The 22722-nt window shown below is 57.3% G+C and carries 14 protein-coding genes; 11 read left to right on the top strand and 3 right to left on the bottom strand.

Going from position 1 to position 22722, the window contains the following annotated elements; genetic code table 11:
* Positions 1-54: 54 nt before the first annotated feature.
* The 9 genes from bcsR to DFO52_RS19885 all read left to right on the top strand — a co-directional run bounded on the left by bcsR (position 55) and on the right by DFO52_RS19885 (position 15920).
* On the top strand, positions 55-243 hold the full coding sequence (gene bcsR, locus DFO52_RS19925; protein WP_008503237.1) for a cellulose biosynthesis protein BcsR: 189 nt from the start codon (positions 55-57) through the stop codon (positions 241-243).
* Between the two features lie 11 nt (positions 244-254).
* Positions 255-1007, top strand: coding sequence for a cellulose biosynthesis protein BcsQ (bcsQ, locus tag DFO52_RS19920; RefSeq protein WP_023333774.1), 753 nt, complete (start codon positions 255-257; stop codon positions 1005-1007).
* Positions 1004-3619 carry a UDP-forming cellulose synthase catalytic subunit gene (bcsA, locus tag DFO52_RS19915; RefSeq protein WP_029740462.1) on the top strand — a complete coding sequence of 872 codons (2616 nt, stop codon included), beginning with the start codon at positions 1004-1006 and terminating at the stop codon, positions 3617-3619. Before bcsQ ends, bcsA begins: the two co-directional genes overlap by 4 nt.
* Before the next feature lie 10 nt (positions 3620-3629).
* Positions 3630-6050 carry a cellulose biosynthesis cyclic di-GMP-binding regulatory protein BcsB gene (gene bcsB, locus DFO52_RS19910; RefSeq protein WP_133551053.1) on the top strand — a complete coding sequence of 807 codons (2421 nt, stop codon included), beginning with the start codon at positions 3630-3632 and terminating at the stop codon, positions 6048-6050.
* 6 nt (positions 6051-6056) lie between these two features.
* Complete coding sequence (gene bcsZ / locus DFO52_RS19905; RefSeq protein ID WP_047646780.1) at positions 6057-7163, top strand: cellulose synthase complex periplasmic endoglucanase BcsZ; 1107 nt, start codon at positions 6057-6059, stop codon at positions 7161-7163.
* Positions 7145-10627, top strand: coding sequence for a cellulose synthase complex outer membrane protein BcsC (bcsC, locus tag DFO52_RS19900; protein WP_133551052.1), 3483 nt, complete (start codon positions 7145-7147; stop codon positions 10625-10627). Before bcsZ ends, bcsC begins: the two co-directional genes overlap by 19 nt.
* Before the next feature lie 119 nt (positions 10628-10746).
* On the top strand, positions 10747-12753 hold the full coding sequence (gene hmsP, locus DFO52_RS19895; protein ID WP_133551051.1) for a biofilm formation regulator HmsP: 2007 nt from the start codon (positions 10747-10749) through the stop codon (positions 12751-12753).
* Positions 12754-12912: 159 nt separating this feature from the next.
* Positions 12913-14199, top strand: coding sequence for a dicarboxylate/amino acid:cation symporter (locus tag DFO52_RS19890; protein ID WP_032662127.1), 1287 nt, complete (start codon positions 12913-12915; stop codon positions 14197-14199).
* 227 nt (positions 14200-14426) lie between these two features.
* Complete coding sequence (locus DFO52_RS19885) at positions 14427-15920, top strand: pitrilysin family protein (protein ID WP_047646783.1); 1494 nt, start codon at positions 14427-14429, stop codon at positions 15918-15920.
* A gap of 63 nt (positions 15921-15983) precedes the next feature.
* Here the strand turns inward: DFO52_RS19885 and DFO52_RS19880 are convergent, their stop codons facing one another.
* Positions 15984-16913 carry a sugar kinase gene (locus tag DFO52_RS19880; protein ID WP_047646784.1) on the bottom strand — a complete coding sequence of 310 codons (930 nt, stop codon included), beginning with the start codon at positions 16911-16913 and terminating at the stop codon, positions 15984-15986.
* A gap of 229 nt (positions 16914-17142) precedes the next feature.
* Here DFO52_RS19880 and pdeH point away from each other — a divergent pair, with 229 nt between their 5' ends.
* On the top strand, positions 17143-17916 hold the full coding sequence (pdeH, locus tag DFO52_RS19875) for a cyclic-guanylate-specific phosphodiesterase (protein WP_023309584.1): 774 nt from the start codon (positions 17143-17145) through the stop codon (positions 17914-17916).
* 65 nt (positions 17917-17981) lie between these two features.
* A complete protein-coding gene (locus DFO52_RS19870; protein ID WP_133551050.1) occupies positions 17982-20024 on the top strand; it encodes an AsmA family protein in 2043 nt (680 codons plus the stop codon).
* A gap of 60 nt (positions 20025-20084) precedes the next feature.
* Here DFO52_RS19870 and DFO52_RS19865 read toward each other — a convergent pair whose 3' ends face one another.
* Both DFO52_RS19865 and yhjD read right to left on the bottom strand, forming a co-directional pair.
* Positions 20085-21407 carry an MFS transporter gene (locus DFO52_RS19865; RefSeq protein ID WP_047646786.1) on the bottom strand — a complete coding sequence of 441 codons (1323 nt, stop codon included), beginning with the start codon at positions 21405-21407 and terminating at the stop codon, positions 20085-20087.
* A gap of 260 nt (positions 21408-21667) precedes the next feature.
* Positions 21668-22693 (bottom strand): inner membrane protein YhjD, encoded by a 1026-nt coding sequence (gene yhjD, locus DFO52_RS19860; protein ID WP_038417846.1) that lies wholly within the window; start codon positions 22691-22693, stop codon positions 21668-21670.
* Positions 22694-22722 lie beyond the last annotated feature (29 nt).

The following is a 22722-nucleotide window of genomic DNA, read 5'->3' as shown; positions in this document are numbered from 1 at the left end:
GGAAGCCTCGCAAGTTCTTTAGCGTGCGATTTTCCTTAAAGGGATGGAAAAAGAATGGATAATAACGAACCTGGAACCCCAGTCGACTCGACTCTGGGTTACACATTCCAAAACGATTTTCTGGCGCTGACGCAGGCCTTTTCTTTACCTGAAATAGATTACACCGATATTTCCCAGCGGGAACAGTTGGCCGCGGCTATTAAACGCTGGCCGTTATTAGCTGAATTCGCCCATCAACAATAAGGGAGCCATTGATGGCCATACTCGGATTACAGGGTGTCCGTGGCGGTGTGGGTACCACATCAGTTACCGCGGCGCTGGCGTGGTCATTACAGCTTTTAGGTGAATCGGTGCTGGTTATTGACGCCTGCGCCGATAATTTGTTGCGTATGTCGTTTAACGTCGACTTTTCTCGTGAAGAGGGCTGGGCCCGGGCACTGCTTGATGATAAAGACTGGCAGGATGCAGGGATGCGCTATACCTCCCAGCTTGATCTGCTGCCGTTTGGGCAACTGACCACCACGGAACGCGAGAATGAAGCCGCGTATCAGCGCTTGTTTTCACAGTTCACGCTGGCGCTGCAAACCCTGAAAGAAAAGGGGCACTACAAGTGGATCCTGCTGGATCTGCCGCACGGCGCCGGCACGCTGACCCGACAGCTTATCGCCCAGTGCGATCATATACTTTCCATCGTCAACGTCGATGCGAACTGCCATATCCGCCTGCATCAGCAGGGGCTGCCTCAGAACGCTCACCTTCTGATTAACGATTTGCGCATTGGCAGCCAGATTCAGGACGATCTGTATCAGGTCTGGCTGCAAAGCCAGCGCCGTCTGCTTCCCATTGTCATCCATCGTGATGAGGGGATGGCGGAATGCCTTGCGTCTAAGCAACCGCTCGGCGAATACCGCAGCGATTCACTGGCGGCAGAAGAGATCCTGACGCTGGCTAACTGGTGTCTGCTGAACTTCGCCAACAGGGCGGAGCATGCAGGGAGTTCTGTATGAGTCGTCTCGCCAGCTGGTTACTCATCCCACCGGTCAGTTCGCGTTTGAGCGAACATTACCGGCATTTCCGCCGACACGGTGCTTCGGCATTTAGCGCCGCGCTCGGCTGCTTCTGGATGATTCTGGCCTGGATGTTTATTCCCCTCGAACACCCGCGCTGGCAGCGCATACGTGCCCGGCACAGTGAGCTGTATCCGCACATTAATCCCAACCGGCCGCGTCCTTTGGATCCGGCACGCTATCTCATTCAAGCCATCTGGCTGGTGGTCACGTCATCCCGCTCAGAGAAAATAACGCCGCACTGGCGCAGCTTCTCCCGCGTGCAGCAGTTACGTGAACGTTACCACCAGTGGCTGGACAGGCTGCCCAACAGCGTAAGCGATAAGACCAGCCATCTGGATAACCACAAAGAGCTCGGGCATCTCCACCCGGGCCTGCGGCGCTTTATCCTCGGCGTGATCGTCGTGTTCTCGCTCATTCTGGCGCTGGTCTGTATTACGCAACCTTTCAACCCTCTGGCGCAGTTCACCTTCCTGATCCTGCTGTGGGGCGTGGCGCTGCTGGTCCGCCGTATTCCAGGCCGCTTCTCGGCGCTGATGCTGATTGTGTTGTCGTTGACCGTCTCCTGTCGCTACATCTGGTGGCGTTATACCTCAACCCTGAACTGGGACGACCCGGTCAGCCTGGTGTGCGGCCTGGTGCTGCTGTTTGCCGAAACCTACGCCTGGATTGTACTGGTGCTGGGCTATTTCCAGGTTATTTGGCCGCTCAACCGCCAGCCGGTTCCGCTGCCAAAAGACACCGCGCAGTGGCCGTCTGTTGATCTCTTTGTACCGACCTACAACGAAGATTTGAGCGTGGTGAAAAACACCATTTATGCCGCGCTGGGCATCGACTGGCCGAAAGACAAGCTCAAGGTCTGGATCCTGGATGACGGCAACCGTCCGGCGTTCCGCCAGTTCGCAGAGGAGGTTGGCGTCGAGTACATCGCCCGTCCGACTCACGAGCATGCGAAAGCCGGGAACATCAACAACGCGTTGAAGTATGCCACAGGGGAGTTTGTCTCGATCTTTGACTGTGACCACGTGCCGACGCGCTCGTTCCTGCAGATGACTATGGGCTGGTTCCTGAAGGAGAAAGAGCTGGCGATGATGCAGACGCCGCACCACTTCTTCTCGCCGGATCCGTTTGAACGTAACCTTGGCCGCTTCCGCAAAACCCCGAACGAAGGCACCCTGTTTTATGGCCTGGTGCAGGACGGGAACGACATGTGGGATGCCACCTTCTTCTGCGGCTCGTGTGCGGTTATCCGCCGTAAGCCGCTGGATGAAATTGGCGGTATCGCCGTCGAAACGGTCACGGAAGATGCGCACACCTCTCTGCGCCTGCACCGTCGTGGCTATACCTCGGCGTATATGCGTATTCCGCAGGCTGCCGGTCTGGCAACGGAGTCACTGTCGGCGCACATTGGTCAGCGTATTCGCTGGGCGCGCGGCATGGTGCAGATTTTCCGTCTCGATAACCCACTGATAGGGAAAGGGCTCAAGCTGGCGCAACGTCTCTGCTACGTCAACGCCATGTTCCACTTCTTATCCGGTATCCCGCGGCTGATCTTCCTGACCGCGCCGCTGGCGTTCCTGCTCCTTCACGCTTATATCATTTACGCCCCGGCGCTGATGATTGCGCTGTTTGTTCTGCCGCACATGATCCACGCGAGCCTGACGAACTCGAAGATACAGGGTAAATACCGCCATTCCTTCTGGAGTGAAATCTACGAGACGGTGCTGGCCTGGTATATCGCGCCGCCGACGATGGTGGCGCTGATTAACCCGCATAAAGGGAAATTTAACGTCACCGCCAAGGGTGGCCTGGTAGAAGAAGAGTACGTCGACTGGGTGATCTCCCGTCCGTATATCTTCCTGGTATTGCTGAATATCGTAGGCGTCATCGCCGGTATCTGGCGTTACTTCTACGGCCCGGAAAACGAAATCCTGACCGTCTTTGTGAGTATGGCCTGGGTCTTCTACAACCTGATTATCCTCGGCGGCGCGGTAGCGGTGTCGGTGGAGAGTAAACAGGTTCGCCGTGCGCATCGCGTTGAAATCTGCATGCCTGCGGCGATCGCCCGTGAAGATGGCCACCTCTTCTCCTGTACCGTGCACGACTTCTCTGACGGTGGTCTGGGGATCAAAATCAACGGCCAGGCGAAGGTGCTGGAAGGCCAGAAAGTTAACCTGCTGCTTAAGCGCGGTCAGCAGGAGTATGTCTTCCCGACGCAGGTTGTTCGAGTGGCGGGCAATGAAGTCGGTTTGCAGCTGATGCCGTTGACCAAAAAGCAACATATCGATTTTGTGCAGTGTACGTTTGCCCGCGCGGACACGTGGGCTCTCTGGCAGGACAGCTTCCCGGAAGATAAACCTCTGGAAAGCCTGCTGGATATTCTGAAGCTGGGGTTCCGTGGCTATCGTCACCTTGCAGAATTCGCCCCGTCGTCGGTGAAATTAATTTTCCGGTCACTTACTTCGCTGGTTTCCTGGGTCGTGTCGTTCATTCCTCGTCGTCCTGAGCGGGATGAGGCGAAGCAGGCGGACCCGGTTATGGCTCAACAATGATGATAACGCGATGAAAACAAAACTTTCCTGGTTATGTGCAGTGGCAATGGGGATGAATGCCCTCCCCGCAACAATGGCTAACGCAGCTCCTGGTAACGCAGCGGCAACGCCTGCGCCAACGGTACCTGTCGTCGCGCAGGCAACCGATCCGGTTGTCACCGCGGCACCCGGTCAAACAGAAAATATCACGCCGAACCAGCCAACGGAGGGGAACACCCTGCCGGCAGACGGCCAGGTCATCGGGCAGGTGATGCCGGGCGTCCGGGGGGCGAATGCGCCCGTCGTTGCGGACAATGCGCCGTCGCGGGACGTGAAGCTGACCTTCGCGCAAATTGCACCGCCTCCGGGCAGTATGGTGCTGCGCGGCATCAACCCTAACGGCGGCATCGAGTTTGGCATGCGCAGCGATGAGGTCGTTTCGAATGCGGTGCTGAACCTGGAATACACGCCGTCGCCATCTCTGCTGCCGACGCAGTCTCAGCTGAAGGTCTACCTGAATGATGAGCTGATGGACGTACTGCCGGTCACCAAAGAGCAGCTGGGTAAGAAAACCCAGGCTCAGGTGCCGATCAACCCGCTGTTCATCACCGACTTTAACCGTATCCGTCTGGAATTTGTCGGCCACTACCGCGATGTCTGCGAAAACCCGGCCAGCAACACGCTGTGGATGGACGTCGGACGTAACTCCTCGCTGCAGATGACCTACCAGTCGCTGGCGCTGAAAAACGATCTCTCGGCATTCCCGGTTCCGTTCTTCGATCCGCGTGATAACCGTCCGCTCACGCTGCCGATGGTGTTTGCATCATCCCCGGACGTGACCGAGCAGCTGGCGGCCACCATTGTGGCGTCCTGGTTTGGTTCACGTGCTGGCTGGCGTGGACAGAGCTTCCCGGCGATGTATGACAAACTGCCGGACAGAAATGCCATTGTGTTTGCGACCAACGCGAAACGCCCGGCCTTCCTGCGCGATCATCCGGACGTCAAAGCGCCAACCGTTGAGATGATAAGCCACCCGGAAAACCCGTACGTGAAGCTGCTGGTGGTCTTTGGCCGCGACGATAAAGATCTGGTGCAGGCCGCAAAAGCGATTGCCCAGGGCAACGTCCTTTTCCGCGGTGACAGCGTGGTGGTGGATGAGGTCAAACCGCTGCTGGCGCGTAAACCTTATGATGCGCCAAACTGGGTGCGTACCGACCGTGCGGTGACATTTGGCGAGCTGAAAACCTATGAAGAACAGCTGCAGGCGACGGGGCTTGAGCCAGCGCCGATTAGCCTGTCACTGAATCTGCCGCCGGATCTGTATCTGCTGCGTACCAACGGCATTGATATCAACCTGAACTACCGGTATACCGCGCCAGCGACCAAAGACAGCTCGCGCATGGATATCAGCCTGAACAACCAGTTCCTGCAATCGTTCAGCCTGCAAAGCACGCAGGATACTAACCGCCTGATGCTTCGTCTGCCGGTGTTGCAGGGGCTGCTGGACGGTAAAACGGATGTCTCCATCCCGGCACTGAAGCTCGGCGCGATAAACCAGCTGCGCTTTGACTTCCAGTACATGAACCCGATGCCTGGCGGCTCGGCGGAAAACTGCATCACCTTCCAGCCCGTACAGAACCACGTTGTGATTGGCGATGAGTCGACCATCGACTTCTCGAAGTACTATCACTTCCTGGCGATGCCGGATCTGCGCGCCTTTGCTAACGCGGGCTTCCCGTTCAGCCGCATGGCCGATCTCTCTGAGTCCATCGTTGTGATGCCAAAAGCGCCAAGCGAAGGGCAGGTAACGACCCTCCTGGATACCATGGCGACCGTTGGGGGACAGACGGGATTACCGGCGATTAACGTCACGTTGACGGATGATGGCAGCCAGATCCAGAACAAAGATGCTGACATCATGGTGATCGGCACTATTCCGGATAAGCTGAAGGATGACAAACGTATCGATCTGCTGGTGAAAGCGGCCCAGTCCTGGGTTAACACGCCGCTGCGCCAGACCGAGTTCCCAAGCATTATGCCGGATGTGAATGACCGTCAGGCCAGCGCGCAGACGACCGTAACGTCTCAGGGGGCAATGGCCGCGGTGGTGGGCTTCCAGTCACCTTACAACGAACAGCGTAGCGTGGTGGCTCTCCTGGCGGACAGCCCGCGCGGGTATGAATTGCTCAATACGGCCATGAACGACAGCGGTAAACGTGCCGCGATGTTTGGTTCCGTTTCGGTGATCCGTGAGTCCGGCGTCAATAGCCTGCGCGTGGGCGATGTGTACTACGTAGGCCATCTGCCGTGGTTCGAACGACTGTGGTATGCGCTGGCTAACCATCCGGTTCTGCTCGCCATCCTGGCGGCGGTCAGCGTGGTCTTGCTGGCATGGGTGCTGTGGCGTCTGCTGCGTATCATCAGCCGTCGTCGCCTGAACCCGGATGAGTAAGATGTGATGAAAGCCTTTCGCTGGTGTGCATTAGCAGCGTTGATGCTGGCGGCGCTTCCTCTTCGCGCCGCCTGTACCTGGCCTGCCTGGGAGCAGTTTAAAAAGGATTACATCAGTGAGGGCGGGCGTGTCGTTGATCCCAGCGACACGCGCAAAATTACGACCTCGGAAGGGCAAAGCTACGCCTTGTTCTTTGCCCTTGCGGCGAACGATCGCAGCGCGTTTGACCAGCTGCTGACCTGGACGCGCGATAATCTTGCCAGCGGCAATCTCAACGACCATCTGCCCGCCTGGCTATGGGGTCAGAAAGATAAAGAGACGTGGGCGGTGATTGATACCAACTCCGCCTCTGACGCCGATGTCTGGATCGCCTGGTCTCTGCTCGAAGCGGGTCGGTTGTGGAAACATCCGGACTATACCCGCACGGGTAAGGCGCTGCTGAAACGCATTGTCAGTGAGGAAGTGGTGAAAGTGCCGGGGCTCGGCGCAATGCTGCTTCCCGGTAAAGTCGGTTTTGCCGATGAAAACGTCTGGCGTTTTAACCCCAGCTATCTTCCTCCGCAGCTAGCGAGTTATTTCACGCGTTTTGGTACCCCGTGGACCCAGCTTCGTGAAACCAATCAGCGTCTGCTGCTGGAGAGCGCGCCGAAAGGTTTTTCGCCGGACTGGGTTCAGTATCAGAAAAACAAAGGGTGGCGGTTACAGCAGGATAAATCGCTGGTGGGCGGCTACGATGCCATCCGCGTTTATCTCTGGGTGGGAATGATGAGTGATAAAGATCCTCAGAAAGCCCGGCTGCTGACGCGCTTCCAGCCGATGGCGGCAAAGACAATGAAACGGGGTGTGCCGCCGGAGAAAGTGGATGTGGCGACGGGTAAACGCACCGGGAATGGTCCGGTCGGGTTCTCTGCCGCCATGCTGCCGTTTTTACAACAACGTGATGCCCAGGCGGTTCAGCGCCAGCGCGTTGCAGACCATTTTCCCGATAATAATGCCTATTACAGCTACGTGCTGACTCTCTTTGGGCAAGGATGGGATCAGCATCGTTTTCGCTTCACCGCAAAAGGTGAATTAATACCGGATTGGGGCCAGGAATGCGCAAGTTCACAGTAAATCTACTCACTTTATCGCTTGGCCTGGCACTGATGCCGATGGCTGAGGCCGCCAACTCTCCGCAGCAGAAACAGCTGCTGGAACAGGTTCGGCTGGGCGAATCGACAGAGCGTGAGGATTTGGTTCGTCAGTCGCTTTACCGTCTTGAGCTGATTGACCCGAACAACCCTGACGTCATTGCCGCACGCTTTCGCTACCTGCTGCGCCAGGGCGATAACGCCGGTGCGCAAAAAGAGCTGGATCGTCTGAAAGGGATCGCGCCGGGCTCGAGTGCGTATCAGTCATCTCGCAACACGATGCTGCTGTCCACCCCGGATGGCCGCCAGCAGCTCCAGCAGGCGCGATTGCTCGCCACCACGGGACACACGCAGGAGGCGATTGCAGCCTATGACAAGCTGTTTGACGGCAACCCGCCGGGCGGCGACGTGGCGACGGAATACTGGAACGTCGTGGCGAAAGACCCCGCTCGCCGGAATGCGGCCATTAACCAACTCAAGAAAATCAACACCAGCAGCCCCGGAAATACGCAGCTGCAGGCGACGCTGTCCCAGCTTTTGTTCCAGAGCGGACGCCGTGATGAAGGCTTTGCCGTATTGCAGGAGATGGCTAAATCGACCAACGGGCGCAGCCAGGCGTCTGATATGTGGTATGACCAAATCAAAGGCCAGCCTGCCAGCAGCGCCAGCGTCAGCGCGCTGCAAAAATACCTGAGCGTATTCAGCAGTGGTGATAGCGTCGTGGCGGCGCGTGCCCAGCTCGAAGAACAGCAAAAACAGCTCGCTGACCCGGCGTTCCGCGCGAAAGCGGAAGGGCTGGCGGCGGTGGATGCCGGGCAGGGGAGTAAGGCTGTGGCTGAGCTGCAAAAAGCCGTCAGCGCCAACCATGCCGACAGTGAAGCGGTGGGCGCCCTTGGCCAGGCCTATTCCCAGAAAGGCGACCGCGCCCGCGCGGTGGCGCAGTTTGAAAAGGCGATCGCCCTCGATCCCCAGAGCGATAACCGGGGTAAATGGGACAGTTTGCTCAAGGTTAACCGCTACTGGCTGCTGATCCAGCAGGGTGATGCGGCCCTGAAGGCGAATAACCCTGCGCAGGCGGAGCGTTACTATCAGCAGGCGCGCGGTATCGACAATACCGACAGTTATGCCGTGCTGGGGCTGGGCGATGCCGCCGCGGCGCGTAAAGACAACGACGCGGCGGAACGTTACTATCGCCAGGCGCTGCGTATGGACAGCGGCAACAGCAATGCGGTCCGCGGCCTGGCCAATATTTACCGCGCGCAGTCCCCGGAGAAGGCCTCGCAGTTTATCCAGTCTCTCTCCGCCAGCCAGCGCCGGAGCATCGATGATATTGAACGCAGCCTGACCAACGAGCAGCTCTCCGCTCAGGCAGAACAGCTGGAAAATCAGGGGAAATACGCCCAGGCGGCAGAGATTCAGCGTCGTCGTCTGGCGCTCTCTCCCGGCGACGTGTGGATAACCTATCGTCTCTCCCGCGATCTCTACAGCGCGGGTCAGCGCAGCCAGGCGGATACCCTGATGCGTCAGCTTGCCAGCCAGAAACCGTCCGACCCGGATCAGGTGTACGCCAACGGGCTCTATCTTTCCGGCAACGATCAGGACCGCGCCGCGCTGGCGCATCTGGACACGCTGCCGCGCAGCCAGTGGAACGGCAATATTCAGGAGCTTGCCGACCGCCTGCAAAGCAACCAGGTGCTGGAAACCGCCAACCGTCTGCGCGACAGCGGCAAAGAGCAGGAGGCGGAAAACCTTCTGCGCCAGCAGCCGACCTCCACCCGCATCGACCTGACGCTGGCGGACTGGGCGCAGCAGCGTGGCGATCTGGCGTCGGCGAAAACGACGTACAGTGCTGTACTGCAGCGTGAACCGCAGAACGAAGACGCGATCCTCGGCCTGACCGAGATTTATAGCGCGCAGGGTGACAAAGATGCCGCGCGCGCAGAGCTGGCGAAACTGCCCGCCGCGCAAAACGGCCAGCCGCAGTCGCTCAACATGCAGCGCCGGGTCGCGATGGCGCAGGCAGGACTGGGCGATTCCGCTGCCGCAGAACAGACCTTCAACAACATCATTCCGCAGGCTAAATCGCAGCCCGGCTCCATGGAAAACGCGCTGGTGTTACGTGATGCCGCGCGTTTCCAGGCGCAAAACGGTCAGCCTCAGCAGGCGCTGGAAACCTATAAAGACGCGATGGTGTCGTCCGGCGTCACGACGACCCGTCCGGCCGACAACGACAGTTTCACTCGTCTGACGCGTAACGATGAAAAAGACGACTGGCTGAAGCGCGGCGTGCGCAGTGATGCCGGTGACTTGTACCGTCAGCAGGATGTTAACGTCACGCTGCAGCACGACTACTGGGGTTCCAGCGGAACGGGCGGCTATTCCGACCTGAAAGCGCACACCACCATGCTGCAGGTGGATGCCCCGCTGTCTGACGGGCGCATGTTCTTCAGAAGCGATCTGGTCAACATGGACGCCGGTTCATTTGATAACAATAACGGGACCTACGATCCAAAATGGGGGACCTGCTACGAAACGCCGTGTAGCGGCAACACCCATCAGTCCGACAATGGCGCAAGCGTCGCCGTCGGCTGGCAGAATAAAACCTGGGCGATGGATATTGGCACCACGCCAATGGGCTTTGACGTCGTCGACGTGGTGGGCGGGATCAGCTACAGCAGCGATCTGGGCCCCATCGGCTATACCGTTAACGCCCATCGCCGCCCAATCTCCAGCTCTCTGCTGGCGTTCGCCGGGCAAAAAGATACCAACACCGGCACCACCTGGGGCGGCGTACGTGCCACCGGTGGCGGCGTCAGCATGAGCTATGACAAAGGGGAAGCGAACGGCGTCTGGTCAAGCCTGAACGCGGAAACGCTGACGGGTAAAAATGTGGAAGATAACTGGCGCGTCCGCTGGATGACGGGTTACTACTACAAGCTCATTAATAAAAACAACGAGCGCCTGACGGTCGGCGTCTCCAATATGCTCTGGCACTACGACAAAGACCTGAGCGGTTATACCCTGGGTCAGGGCGGCTACTACAGCCCGCAGGAGTATGTCTCCTTCGCACTGCCGGTGACCTGGCGTAAACGCACGGAGAACTGGTCATGGGAGCTGGGTGGCTCAGTGTCCTGGTCTCACTCTAAAACCAAAGACGAGCTGCGCTACCCGATTCAGAACCTGATCCCGACCGATGAGCCAGACCGCTATACCGACCGGGGCGCGATGGAAACCGGCAGCAGTTCCTCAGGCACGGGTTATACCGCGCGGGCCATTATCGAACGCCGCGTAACGTCCAACTGGTTTGTGGGCATGGGCGTGGATATTCAGGAAGCGAAAGACTATACCCCAAGCCATGCGCTGATCTATGTGCGTTACTCTGCTGCAGGCTGGCAGGGCGATATGGACTTACCGCCGCAGCCGCTCATCCCTTACGCGGACTGGTAATCGGATTTTCCTTAATCCATTTGTAAGTCTCTCTTAATAGCGCGGCAATCGGGTATACTCAGGCGCGCCAGGTTTACACCCTGGCGCGCCCTGCGCTTCGAGTTTTGTGGAGAGTCATTTTGCGTGTCAGCCGTTCCTTAACAATCAAACAGATGGCGATGGTTTCTGCCGTCACCATGCTGTTTGTACTGCTCTTCTGCGTAATTTTGCTGTTTCATTCCGTACAGCAGAATCGCTATAACACGGCTTCGCAGTTAGAAAGTATCGCCCGCTCGGTGCGCGGCCCTCTCTCTGCCTCTATCCTGAAAGGGGATATTCCCGAAGCGGAAACCATTTTAAAACGCATTCAGCCTGCCGGCGTCGTGAGCCGCGCCGATGTGGTCTTGCCCAACCAGTTTCAGGCGCTGCGGATGAGCTTTATCCCGGAGCGTCCCGTCCCGATGATGGTGATGCGCCTGTTTGAACTGCCGGTGCAGATTTCGCTGCCCGTTTATTCGCTTGAACGCCCTGCCAACCCGCAGCCGCTGGCCTACCTGGTATTACAGGCGGACTCCTACCGCATGTATAAATTCGTCATGAGTTGGGTGGTTACGTTAGTGACCACTTGCTTACTTATGACGCTGATCCTCAGCGTGGCGCTCACCTGGTGCATTAACCGGCTGATTGTTCATCCGCTGCGCCGTATCGCCCGCGAGCTGAATACGCTTGCGCCGCAGGATCAGATGGGGCATCAGCTTGAGCTACCGCGTCTGCATCATGACGATGAGATAGGTATGCTGGTGCGCAGCTACAACCTCAACCAGCAGCGCATCCAGCGCCAGCAGGATGAGCTAAACAGCAGCGCCACGCGCTTCCCGGTGTCTGAGCTTCCTAATAAAGCCTTCCTGATGGCGATGCTGGAGCAGACCGTTGCCCGTCAGCAAACCACGGCGCTGATGGTTATCGCCTGTGAAACCCTGCAGGACACGGCTGGCGTGCTCAAGGAGAGCCAGCGCGAAATGCTGCTGCTGACTCTGGTCGAAAAAGTGAAGTCTGTCCTTGCCCCGCGCATGGTGCTGACCCAGGTCAGCGGTTACGACCTGGTGGTGATTGCCAACGGCGTAAAAGAACCCTGGCATGCGATCACTTTAGGTCAGCAAGTACTCACTGTCGTTAATGAGCGGTTGCCCATTCAGGGAATTCAGCTTCGTCCAAGCGCCAGTATCGGTATTGCGATGTACTATGGCGATTTAACGGCAGAGCAGCTTTATCATCGCGCGTTCTCGGCGGCGTTCACCGCCCGGCGCAAAGGCAAAAATCAGATCCAGTTCTTCGCGCCGGAAGAGATGGAAAAGGCGCAGCAGCGCCTGACGGAAGAGAGCGACATCCTGACTGCGCTGGATAACCGCCAGTTTGCCCTCTGGCTACAGCCGCAGGTGAATTTGCTGACGGGAGAAGTGAAAAGCGCCGAGGCACTGCTGCGCGTGCAGCAGCCGGATGGTTCATGGGAGCTACCGGAAGGGCTGATTGAGCGCATTGAGTCCTGCGGCCTGATGGTTACCGTTGGCTACTGGGTGCTGGAGGAGTCCTGCCGTCAGCTTGCTGCCTGGCAGGAGCGCGGCGTGACGCTGCCGCTGTCGGTCAATTTGTCTGCCGTGCAGCTTATGCACCCAACCATGGTTTCAGAGATGCTGGAGCTGATCCATCGTTACCGAATCAAGCCTGATACGTTAACTCTGGAAGTGACGGAGAGCCGACGCATCGACGACCCTAATCAGGCGGTCGCAATTCTGAAACCGCTGCGTAATGCCGGCATTCGCATCGCGCTGGATGATTTTGGCATGGGATACGCCGGGCTGCGTCAGCTTCAGCACATGAAAACCCTTCCGGTGGATGTGCTCAAAATTGATAAAGCGTTTGTCGACGGTCTGCCGGGCGACAGCAGCATGGTGCAGGCGATTATCCAGATGGCGCGCAGCCTCAACCTGCATCTTATTGCCGAGGGAATTGAAACCGAAGCGCAACGCGCCTGGCTGGCAGAGGCGGGCGTGGAGAGCGGACAAGGCTTCCTTTTTGCCCCTGCTGTTCCTTCGGATGTCTTTGAAGAACGATACCTTTCTGGTGCTGACAATAGCGCAAAAGTGTAATTTTGTTGCTGGCTTGTGCGAGCCAGCTCAAAGTTCTTAACATTTGTGTTTCAAATTTGAACTGAGTTTATTTCTGTCCTGTTATGTGGGTGTTATTTTAAAGCCGCAGGTTAACCATAACCTTACAAAGCCTGTGGTTTTTCTTCCCAAGGACACCTTATGAAAACCTCACTCTTCAAAAGTCTTTATTTCCAGGTCCTGACAGCCATCGCCATCGGTATTCTGCTGGGTCACTATTACCCTGAGCTGGGCGCGCAAATGAAACCGCTTGGCGACGCGTTCGTTAAGCTCATCAAAATGGTCATCGCTCCGGTGATCTTCTGTACCGTCGTGACGGGCATCGCTGGCATGGAAAGCATGAAGGCGGTAGGTCGTACCGGTGCGGTGGCGCTTCTCTATTTTGAAGTGGTCAGTACCCTTGCACTGATTATCGGTCTGATCATCGTCAACGTGGTGCAGCCGGGCGCGGGGATGAACGTAGACCCGTCAACGCTGGATGCCAAAGCGGTTGCGGTGTATGCCGAGCAGGCGAAGGATCAGGGCGTGGTGGCCTTCCTGCTGGACGTGATACCGGGCAGCGTCATTGGCGCGTTCGCCAGCGGAAACATCCTGCAGGTTCTGCTGTTCGCCGTGATGTTTGGCTTTGCCCTGCACCGTCTGGGCAGTAAAGGCCAGCTTATCTTTAATGTGATCGAAAGCTTCTCGCAGGTGATCTTCGGCATCATCAATATGATCATGCGCCTGGCGCCGATCGGTGCTTTCGGTGCGATGGCCTTCACCATCGGTAAGTATGGCGTCGGTACGCTGGTGCAGCTGGGTCAGCTGATTATCTGCTTCTATATCACCTGTATCCTTTTCGTGGTCGTAGTGCTGGGCTCCATCGCCCGCGCGACGGGTTTCAACATCTTCAAATTTATCCGTTACATCCGCGAAGAGCTGCTGATTGTTCTGGGGACCTCCTCTTCAGAATCGGCGCTGCCGCGTATGCTCGACAAGATGGAAAAGCTGGGGTGCCGTAAATCGGTGGTCGGGCTGGTGATCCCGACGGGCTACTCCTTCAACCTGGACGGCACCTCGATATACCTGACGATGGCGGCCGTGTTTATCGCTCAGGCGACCAACAGCCATATGGATATTTTCCACCAGATTACCCTGCTGGTGGTACTCCTGCTCTCCTCTAAAGGCGCGGCAGGCGTGACGGGCAGTGGCTTTATCGTGCTGGCTGCCACCATTTCCGCTGTGGGTCACCTGCCGGTGGCGGGTCTGGCGTTGATTCTCGGTATCGATCGCTTCATGTCAGAGGCGCGCGCGTTAACCAACCTGGTGGGTAACGGCGTGGCAACGGTGGTAGTGGCGAAATGGGTAAAAGAGCTGGATCACAAAAAGCTCGACGATACTCTGAATAATCGTTCAACTGACAGCAAAAATCCTGGCTTATCCTCTTAATCTTGTCACAAATGCCCGTATTCCCTTGTCGGGATGCGGGCTCCTGCGCATAATAACTGTTCGTACCTGTCATAATTCGACAAGATTTTTTTTGGGTATATTTCACTTCTGACCGTGACGTTTTGCCGAACGCGCGGTCTAATCGACGTGTTTTCATCGTCATCTTTAAGAGTGAAGAGCGTCGCGAAACACTCTTTTTTAACCAGGAATGTTGATCAGGGGTTCACATGCAGGGCACAAAAATTCGACTCTTAACCGGCGGTTTGCTGATGATGGCAGCAGCCAGTTATGTGCAGGCAGATGCGCTCCAGCCAGACCCGGCCTGGCAACAAGGGACATTAGCGAACGGTTTTCAGTGGCAGGTGTTAGCCACTCCGCAGCGTCCCAGTGACCGTATAGAAATCCGTCTGTCTATTAATACCGGTTCCCTCACGGAAAGCACTCAGCAAACCGGTTTTAGCCATTTTATTCCCCGGCTGGCGCTCACGCAGAGCGGCAGCCTGCAAGCGGTTCAGGTGCGTTCGCTTTGGCAGCAGGCCATCGATCCAAAACGCCCGCTCCCCCCGGCTGTTGTCTCGTATGACTACACCATGTTTAACCTGAGCCTGCCAAACAACCGTAACGACCTGCTTAAAGAAGCGCTTACGTATCTCTCCGATGCCTCTGGCAATCTGGCGATTACGCCGGACACCGTCAACTATGCGCTGAGCAACAGCGACATGGTGGCGACCTGGCCTGGGGATACCAAAGAAGGCTGGTGGCGTTACCGCCTGAAGGGCTCGACGCTGCTGGGACACGATCCGGCCGAACCGCTGAAACAGCCGGTGGATGCCGAACAGGTAAAATCGTTCTACCAGAAGTGGTACACCCCGGACGCGATGACGCTAATCGTGGTGGGTAACGTGGACAGCCGCGCGGTGGTGGAGCAGATCAACAAAGCGTTTGGTGATTTGAAAGGCAAGCGTGAAACGCCAGCCCCTGTTCCGACGCTCTCTCCGCTGCGTGCAGAGCCTGTCAGCATTATGACGGACGCCGTGCGTCAGGATCGCCTCTCCGTCATGTGGGATAACGCCTGGCAGCCAATCCGCGAGTCCGCGGCGATGCTGCGCTACTGGCGTGCCGATCTGGCGCGTGAAGCGCTGTTCTGGCACGTTCAGCAGACGCTGAGCAAGAACAACGTGAAGAATATCGGTCTTGGCTTTGACTGCCGCGTGCTGTTCCAGCGTGCGCAGTGCGCCATCAACGTTGAATCGCCGGGCGATAAGCTGAATGCCAATCTGGGCGTGGTTGCGAAAGAGCTGGCAAAAGTGCGTAAAGAGGGTCTTTCCGAAGAGGAATTCAACGCTCTCGTGGCGCAGAAAAAACTCGAGCTGCAGAAGCTGTTTGCGACCTACGCTCGCGCCGATACCGACATTCTGATCAGCCAGCGTATTCGCTCTCTGCAGAACCAGGTGGTGGACATTGCGCCGGAACAGTACCAGAAGCTTCGTCAGGACTTCCTCAACGGTCTGACCGTCGAGATGCTCAATCAGGACCTCCGTCAGCAGCTGTCGCAGGAGATGGCGTTGATCCTCCTGCAGCCGAAGGGCGAGCCGGAATATGACATGAAGGAACTTCAGACGACCTGGGATTCCATTATGGCTACCGCGCCGCAGCCCGCGCAGGCCGCCACGGCCGATGATTTACATCCGGACGCGACGGATATTCCGCAGGGGCAGTAATGCTTAAACATTCCCTCTCCCTGTGGGAGAGGGTTAGGGTGAGGGCATCAGCCCGCACCTTACTTAAACAGGCATCGCCTCACGCGGAATAATCGCCCCGCGATACTGAATCACCGTGCTGGCCGTCAGGTGACCACGCTGTGCCGCCGCTTCCGGCGTTCCACCCGTCAGACGTACCGCCAGATATCCCGCGCTGAATGAATCGCCGGCCGCCGTGGTATCAATCACTTTCTCTTTGGCAAGCTTCACCGCCGGAACGTTAACCAGCGCTTCGCCCGCCACCGCGACCAGGCACGAATCCGCCCCGCGCTTAATCACCACTTCGCTCACGCCTGCCGCCTGCGTGCGTGCAATCACGTCCTCTACCGGTTTCTCACCCCACAGGGCGTCTTCATCGTCGAGCGTCAGGAAGGCGATATCGGTGCACTGCAGCATCTGCTGATAGACCTGCTGCGTCTCTTCGCAGCTGGCCCACAGGCGCGGGCGGTAGTTGTTATCGAAAATAACTTTGCCGCCGTTTGCACGGCATTCGCGCAGCAGCGAGAGCAGCTTTTCACGGCTGGCGGGGCTTAAAATCGCCAGGCTAATGCCGCTCAGATAGAGGTAGTCAAAGGTCGCCAGCTTTTCGCAGATGGCCGCGGCCGCGTCGCTCTCCAGCCAGAATTTGGCCGCGGCTTCGTTACGCCAGTAATAAAACGTGCGTTCGCCGGTGCTGTCGGTTTCGATGTAATAAAGCCCCGGGAGGCGGTTCTCCATACGCTGAATCAGCGACGTTTCAACATGTTCACTCTGCCAGGCCTCCAGCATTTGCTGGCTGAAGCTGTCCGTGCCCAGGGCGGTCACGTAGTTCACGGTAAGCGCGTCAGGCGCGACCTGACGGGCAATATAAACGGACGTGTTTAACGTATCGCCACCAAATCCGCGGCTGACTTCCGCGCCTTTTTGTGACAGCTCAATCATGCATTCGCCAATCACGGCAATTTTTTTGGACATAGTCGTGAACCTGAACAGAAGAATTATCAGCAGTGTGCGCTGAGTGAATTAACCGGTCAACTATATTAAAACAACGTTCCATTATTTTATTTGAGCCAGCGCGTGTTCCCGCGCATTTCTGTCATCTTAATTTCATTTTCCCGGTGAATTGAACATAAAGTTCTCAATTGTCGCGCCGATAATCCTGTGACGAGTCCAGAAAGGCTATCCCAACAACAGGACATCTGAAATGAAGTCAGAGCAGGTTATCCAGCGGCTGAGCACTACGCCTGAGGCAAGTATTGAGAACTTGCAGGAGCATCGCTACTGGCTGCAATGTGAGCGTGCGTACACCTATCAGCCGATCTACCGAACAGATGGTCGACTGATGGCAATTGAAATTTTGACCGTCGTTACGCATCCCTCAAACCCTACTCAGCGCATCGCGCCGGATCGCTATTTTGCCGAAGTTGCCGTTCGCCAGCGTCTGGACGTGCTGGAAGAGCAGCTTCGTATGCTGGCGACGAAGCAACCTTTTTTCGAACAGCACGATATCCTCGCCTCGGTGAACGTCGATGGCCCAACCCTGCTGGCGCTGCGTCAGAACGCAAAATTGCAGGAGCTGATCGCCACCCTGCCGTGGATGCGCTTTGAGCTGGTGGAGCATGTCCGCCTGCCGCAGGATTCCTCATTTGCGTCGATATGCGAATACGGCCCGCTGTGGCTGGATGACTTTGGCACCGGCATGGCGAACTTCTCCGCCCTGAGTGAAGTTCGCTACGACTACATTAAAGTGGCCCGCGACCTGTTCATTATGCTGCGTCAAACCCCGGAAGGGCGGAATCTGTTTACGCTGTTATTACAGCTGATGAACCGCTATTGCCAGGGCGTGATTGTTGAAGGTGTGGAAACACTGGAAGAGTGGCGCGATGTGCAAAACTCTCCCGCAGCGGCGGCGCAAGGCTATTATCTCTCCCGCCCGGTACCCATGGATCGCCTCGATAGCGTTATAACGACCCTCTGATAAGCCCGCTTCCCTTTGTCTGGACTATAGTTTTACAGGACAGGTCATCAGGAAAGGGGATAAAAATGACGAGAACAACCAGGGTAATCTCCTGGACAGCAGGGATTTTCTTGTTGTTGATCGTGGTCGTCGCCATCATTATTGCGACGTTTGACTGGAACCGTCTCAAGCCGACCATCAACCAGAAAGTCTCAACCGAACTGAACCGCCCCTTCGCCATACGCGGCGATTTAGGGGTGGTATGGGAGCGTCAGAAAGAGGAGCCAGGCTGGCGCAGCTGGATCCCCTGGCCTCACGTCCATGCCGACGACATCATTCTCGGCAACCCGCCGGATATCCCGGACGTCACCATGATCCACCTGCCGCGCGTTGAAGCCACGCTGGCTCCGCTGGCGCTCCTCACCAAAACGGTCTATCTGCCGTGGATCAAACTTCAGCAGCCCGATGCGCGCCTGATCCGACTTTCAGAAAAAAACAACAACTGGACGTTTAACCTTGCCAGCGACAGCGAAAAAGATCCGAATGCCCAGCCTTCCTCCTGGTCATTCCGTCTCGACAATATTCTTTTCGATCGAGGACGGATCGCCATCGACGATAAGGTCAGCAAGGCGGATGTGGAGATCCTGGTCGATCCGCTGGGCAAACCGCTGCCGTTTAGCGAGGTCACGGGCACGAAAGCAAAAGGCGACGCGGCAAGCGTAGGTGACTATGTCTTCGGCCTGACGGCAAAAGGGCGCTACAACGATCAGCCTCTCAGCGGTAAAGGAAAAATAGGCGGCATGCTGGCGCTGCGGAGCGAAGGCACACCGTTCCCGGTGCAGGCGGACTTCCGTTCCGGTAACACCCGCGTGGCGTTCGTGGGCACGGTTAACGATCCGATGAATATGGGGGGCGTCGACCTTCAGCTCAAATTTGCCGGCGATTCGCTGGGCGAGCTGTATGAACTGACCGGCGTGCTGCTGCCGGATACCCCGCCGTTCGAAACGGACGGGCATCTGGTTGCCAAAATCGATACCGAAAAAGCGTCCGTTTTTGACTACCGGGATTTCAACGGCCGCATCGGTGACAGTGATATTCACGGCACGCTGACCTACACCACCGGAAAACCGCGCCCGAAACTGGAAGGGGATGTTGAGTCCCGTCAGCTGCGTCTGGCCGACCTGGGCCCGCTAATTGGCGTGGACTCGGGTAAAGGTACCAAGTCGAAAGAGATCAAAAAGGATGTTCAGCCTGCCGGCAAAGTGCTGCCATACGATCGCTTCGAAACCGACAAATGGGACGTGATGGATGCGGATGTGCGCTTCAAAGGCGGAAAAATTGAACATGGCAGTACGCTGCCGATCAGCAATCTTTCGACCCATATCCTCCTCAAAAACGCCGACCTGCGCCTGCAGCCGCTGAAGTTCGGCATGGCGGGCGGGACGATTTCCTCGAATATTCACCTGGAAGGCGATAAGAAGCCGATGCAGGGACGGGCGGAAATCCAGGCGCGTCGATTGAAGCTGAAAGAGCTGATGCCGAACGTAGAACTGATGCAGAAAACTCTCGGTGAAATGAACGGTGATGCCGACATTCGCGGCGTGGGGAACTCGGTGGCGGCGCTGCTGGGCAGCGGCAATGGTAACCTGAAGCTGCTGATGAACGACGGGCTGGTGAGCCGCAACCTGATGGAGATCCTGGGGCTGAACGTCGGTAACTACGTCATCGGGCAAATCTTCGGTGATGACGAGGTGCGGGTGAACTGCGCGGCGGCCAATCTGGATCTGGTTAACGGCGTGGCGCGTCCGCAGATATTTGCCTTCGACACGGAAAACGCGGTGATTAACGTGACCGGGACCGCGAGCATGGCCTCGGAGCAGCTTGATTTGACGATTGACCCGGAAAGTAAGGGGATCCGCATCATCACCCTGCGCTCGCCGCTTTACGTGCGCGGAACCTTCAAAAACCCTCAGGCGGGCGTGAAGCCCGGACCGCTGATTGCGCGCGGTGCGGTAGCTGCGGCCCTGGCGACGCTGGTCACCCCAGCCGCAGCCCTGCTGGCGTTGATTTCGCCGTCTGAGGGCGAGGCTAATCAGTGCCGTACTATTTTGTCGCAGATGAAGAAGTAGCTCCCTTTCTCCCTCTCCCTGTGGGAGAGGGGCGGGGAGAGGGCATCGGGCCGCAGTGAATTACAGAGCCTGATGCTTCGTCTCGTGCGTCAGCAGTAGCGCAATCAGCGTCAGCGCTGCCATGGCCGCCAGATAGACGCCCACGTAGAACAGACCATAGTTCGCCTGCAGCCAGGTGGCGATATACGGCGCAACGGACGCGCCCAGAATAGAGGCAACGTTGTAGGAGAACGACGCACCGGTATAACGCACTTCCGTCGGGAACAGCTCAGGCAGCAGCGCGCCCATCGGGCCGAAGGTCAGCCCCATCAGGCTCAGGCCAATCAGCAGATAGGCCATCACCAGTGCCGGACTACCTGAACCCAGCAGCGGCGGGAAGACGAACAGGGCAAACAGAATGATCAGCGTGGTGATCACAATCATGCTTGAGCGGCGACCAAACTTATCCGCCAGCAGACCCGCAATCGGTACCATGACCCCGAACCCGATCACTGCCATCATCAGCATCCACAGCACTTCGTTACGCGGCAGCCCCAGGCCAACCGGCGCGGCGGCGGTACTGAACGTCATAGAGTAGACGGTCATGATGTAGAACAGCGTATAGGTTGCCAGCATGATGAACGTGCCCAGTACGGTCACGCGGACGTGTTTGGTCAGCAGCGTACCCAGCGGCACTTTCACCTGCTTGTTCGCCGCGGCCACTTTCGCAAAAACTGGGGTTTCATGCAGCGAAACGCGCACATACAGGCCAATCAGCACCAGCACGGCTGAGAAGATAAACGGGAGACGCCAGCCCCAGCTCATGAACTGTTCATCCGTCAGCAGCCAGGAGAGCAGCAGGAACGTCCCGTTGGCAAAGAAGAAGCCAATCGGTGCGCCCAGCTGCGGGAATGAACCGTACAGCGCGCGCTTGCGCGCCGGGGCGTTCTCGGTGGCCAGCAGCGCCGCGCCGCCCCATTCACCGCCCAGTCCCAGACCCTGACCGAAACGCGCCAGCGCCAGCAGGACCGGCGCCAGAATGCCGATGGTTTCATAGGTCGGCAGCAGACCGATGGCTACGGTGGAGATGCCCATCGTCAGCAGCGAGGCCACCAGGGTGACTTTGCGGCCAATGCGATCGCCAAAGTGTCCAAACAGCGCAGAGCCAATCGGACGCGCAACAAACGCGATGGCAAAGGTCGCCAGAGACTGCAGTGTGGCCGCCGTCGGATCGCCCTGCGGGAAGAAAATATGCGGGAAGACGATGACCGCGGCGGTGGCATAAATATAAAAGTCGAAGAACTCAATGGCGGTGCCAATCAGCGAGGCGACGACAACTTTATTGCGCGAGTTTACCGGAACGTTTTCCGTTCCTGAGTCGAGTGTGGTGGCTGTTGCTTGCATAATATTTTCTTATTTTTGTCGAACGAAAGGCCATATTACGCACAGCAAAAGCGACATTTCAATCTGTAACAAAGCCGCGCGCTGGTGATAAAAGCAACAAAAAGCGGATAATTTTCAGGCCAGCGAAAACACGTCTATGAAATGCTTCACAGATTTTAAATATCAGTCAATTAAACTGGTTTTCAGTTAAATAAAAGTTACGGACTGGATTTATATGCTGAAATGATGAATCGGGCTGAAATTTCAGCCCGAGAGCGGGGCTAGCGGTGCGTTTTACCGGGCATTCGCGTGTCGCCTTTGTACTCGGCGGTGGCAATCCATGCCGCGCAGAACAGCGTCAGGCGGGCGAAGAAATAGAAGAAGGCCATCAGTCCCAGCACCGAGCCAAACGCCGCGCCGGAAGGCGATTTCACCAGCGATGGCAGCGTGTAGGTCATCACGATTTTGATCACCTCAAAGCCGATCGCCGCAATCAACGTGCCGCGAATCAGCGCCTTCTTGCGCGGACGATGGCGGGGCAAGCGCCAGAAGATCCAGAAGAACAGCAGGTAGTTAGCGAAGATGGAAATGGCCAGCCCAATGCCGCGCCAGGCGGGCTTCAGCCATTCGATGTAATCAAGATAGAGCGCGGAGATGATCATCTGCTGCGCCGAGCCCGCCACGGAGGTAATGGAAAGCGTCACGATCAGCGCGACGAGCAGGCCAATCAGCGAAACAAAATCGCGGAGATACTTAACCCAAATTTTCTCCTGGTCCTGCGGCTTACGCTCCCAGACGTCGCGTGACTGGGCGCGAATGGCCTCGCGCAGGTTGCCCATCCAGTTAACGCCGGAGTAAAGTGCAATCAGCAAACCGACGATACCGACGGTGGTACGCTGCTGCACGGCGGTATTGATGGTGCTCTTGAGCGTGCTGGCAAGAGTCGGGTCACTGACGTTATTCAGGATCTTACTGAAGATATCCTGCAGCAGCGTCGGGTGCGACGCGAGCACAAAACCTGCCGCTGCAAACGACACCATCAGGATCGGGATCATCGACAGGAAGGAAAAATAGGTGATGGCGGCCCCAAACTGGTTCCCCATGCGGTCATTAAAGCGCTCGGTCGCGCGTATCAGATGCGCAACCATGGGAAACTGCTGAATTCTCGCGGCGATGCCGGTGACGGTCCCCAGCGCTTTGCTGGCGGTGCCTGGCGTTTTGGCCTCTTCGGGCCCGGTTTCCATCTTTTTGACGGGCTCATACTCTAAATGTTGGGTGGGTCGTTGCGGGTTGTTTTCCGGCGTCACGCGCATTTTCCTTTTCGTTGAGCTGGATG

The sequence above is a fragment of the Enterobacter sp. AG326 genome, from assembly GCF_004362415.1.
Lineage (GTDB): Bacteria > Pseudomonadota > Gammaproteobacteria > Enterobacterales > Enterobacteriaceae > Enterobacter > Enterobacter asburiae.
Note: the sequence above shows the minus strand (reverse complement) of the source record. Positions and strands in the feature narration are given on the sequence as shown.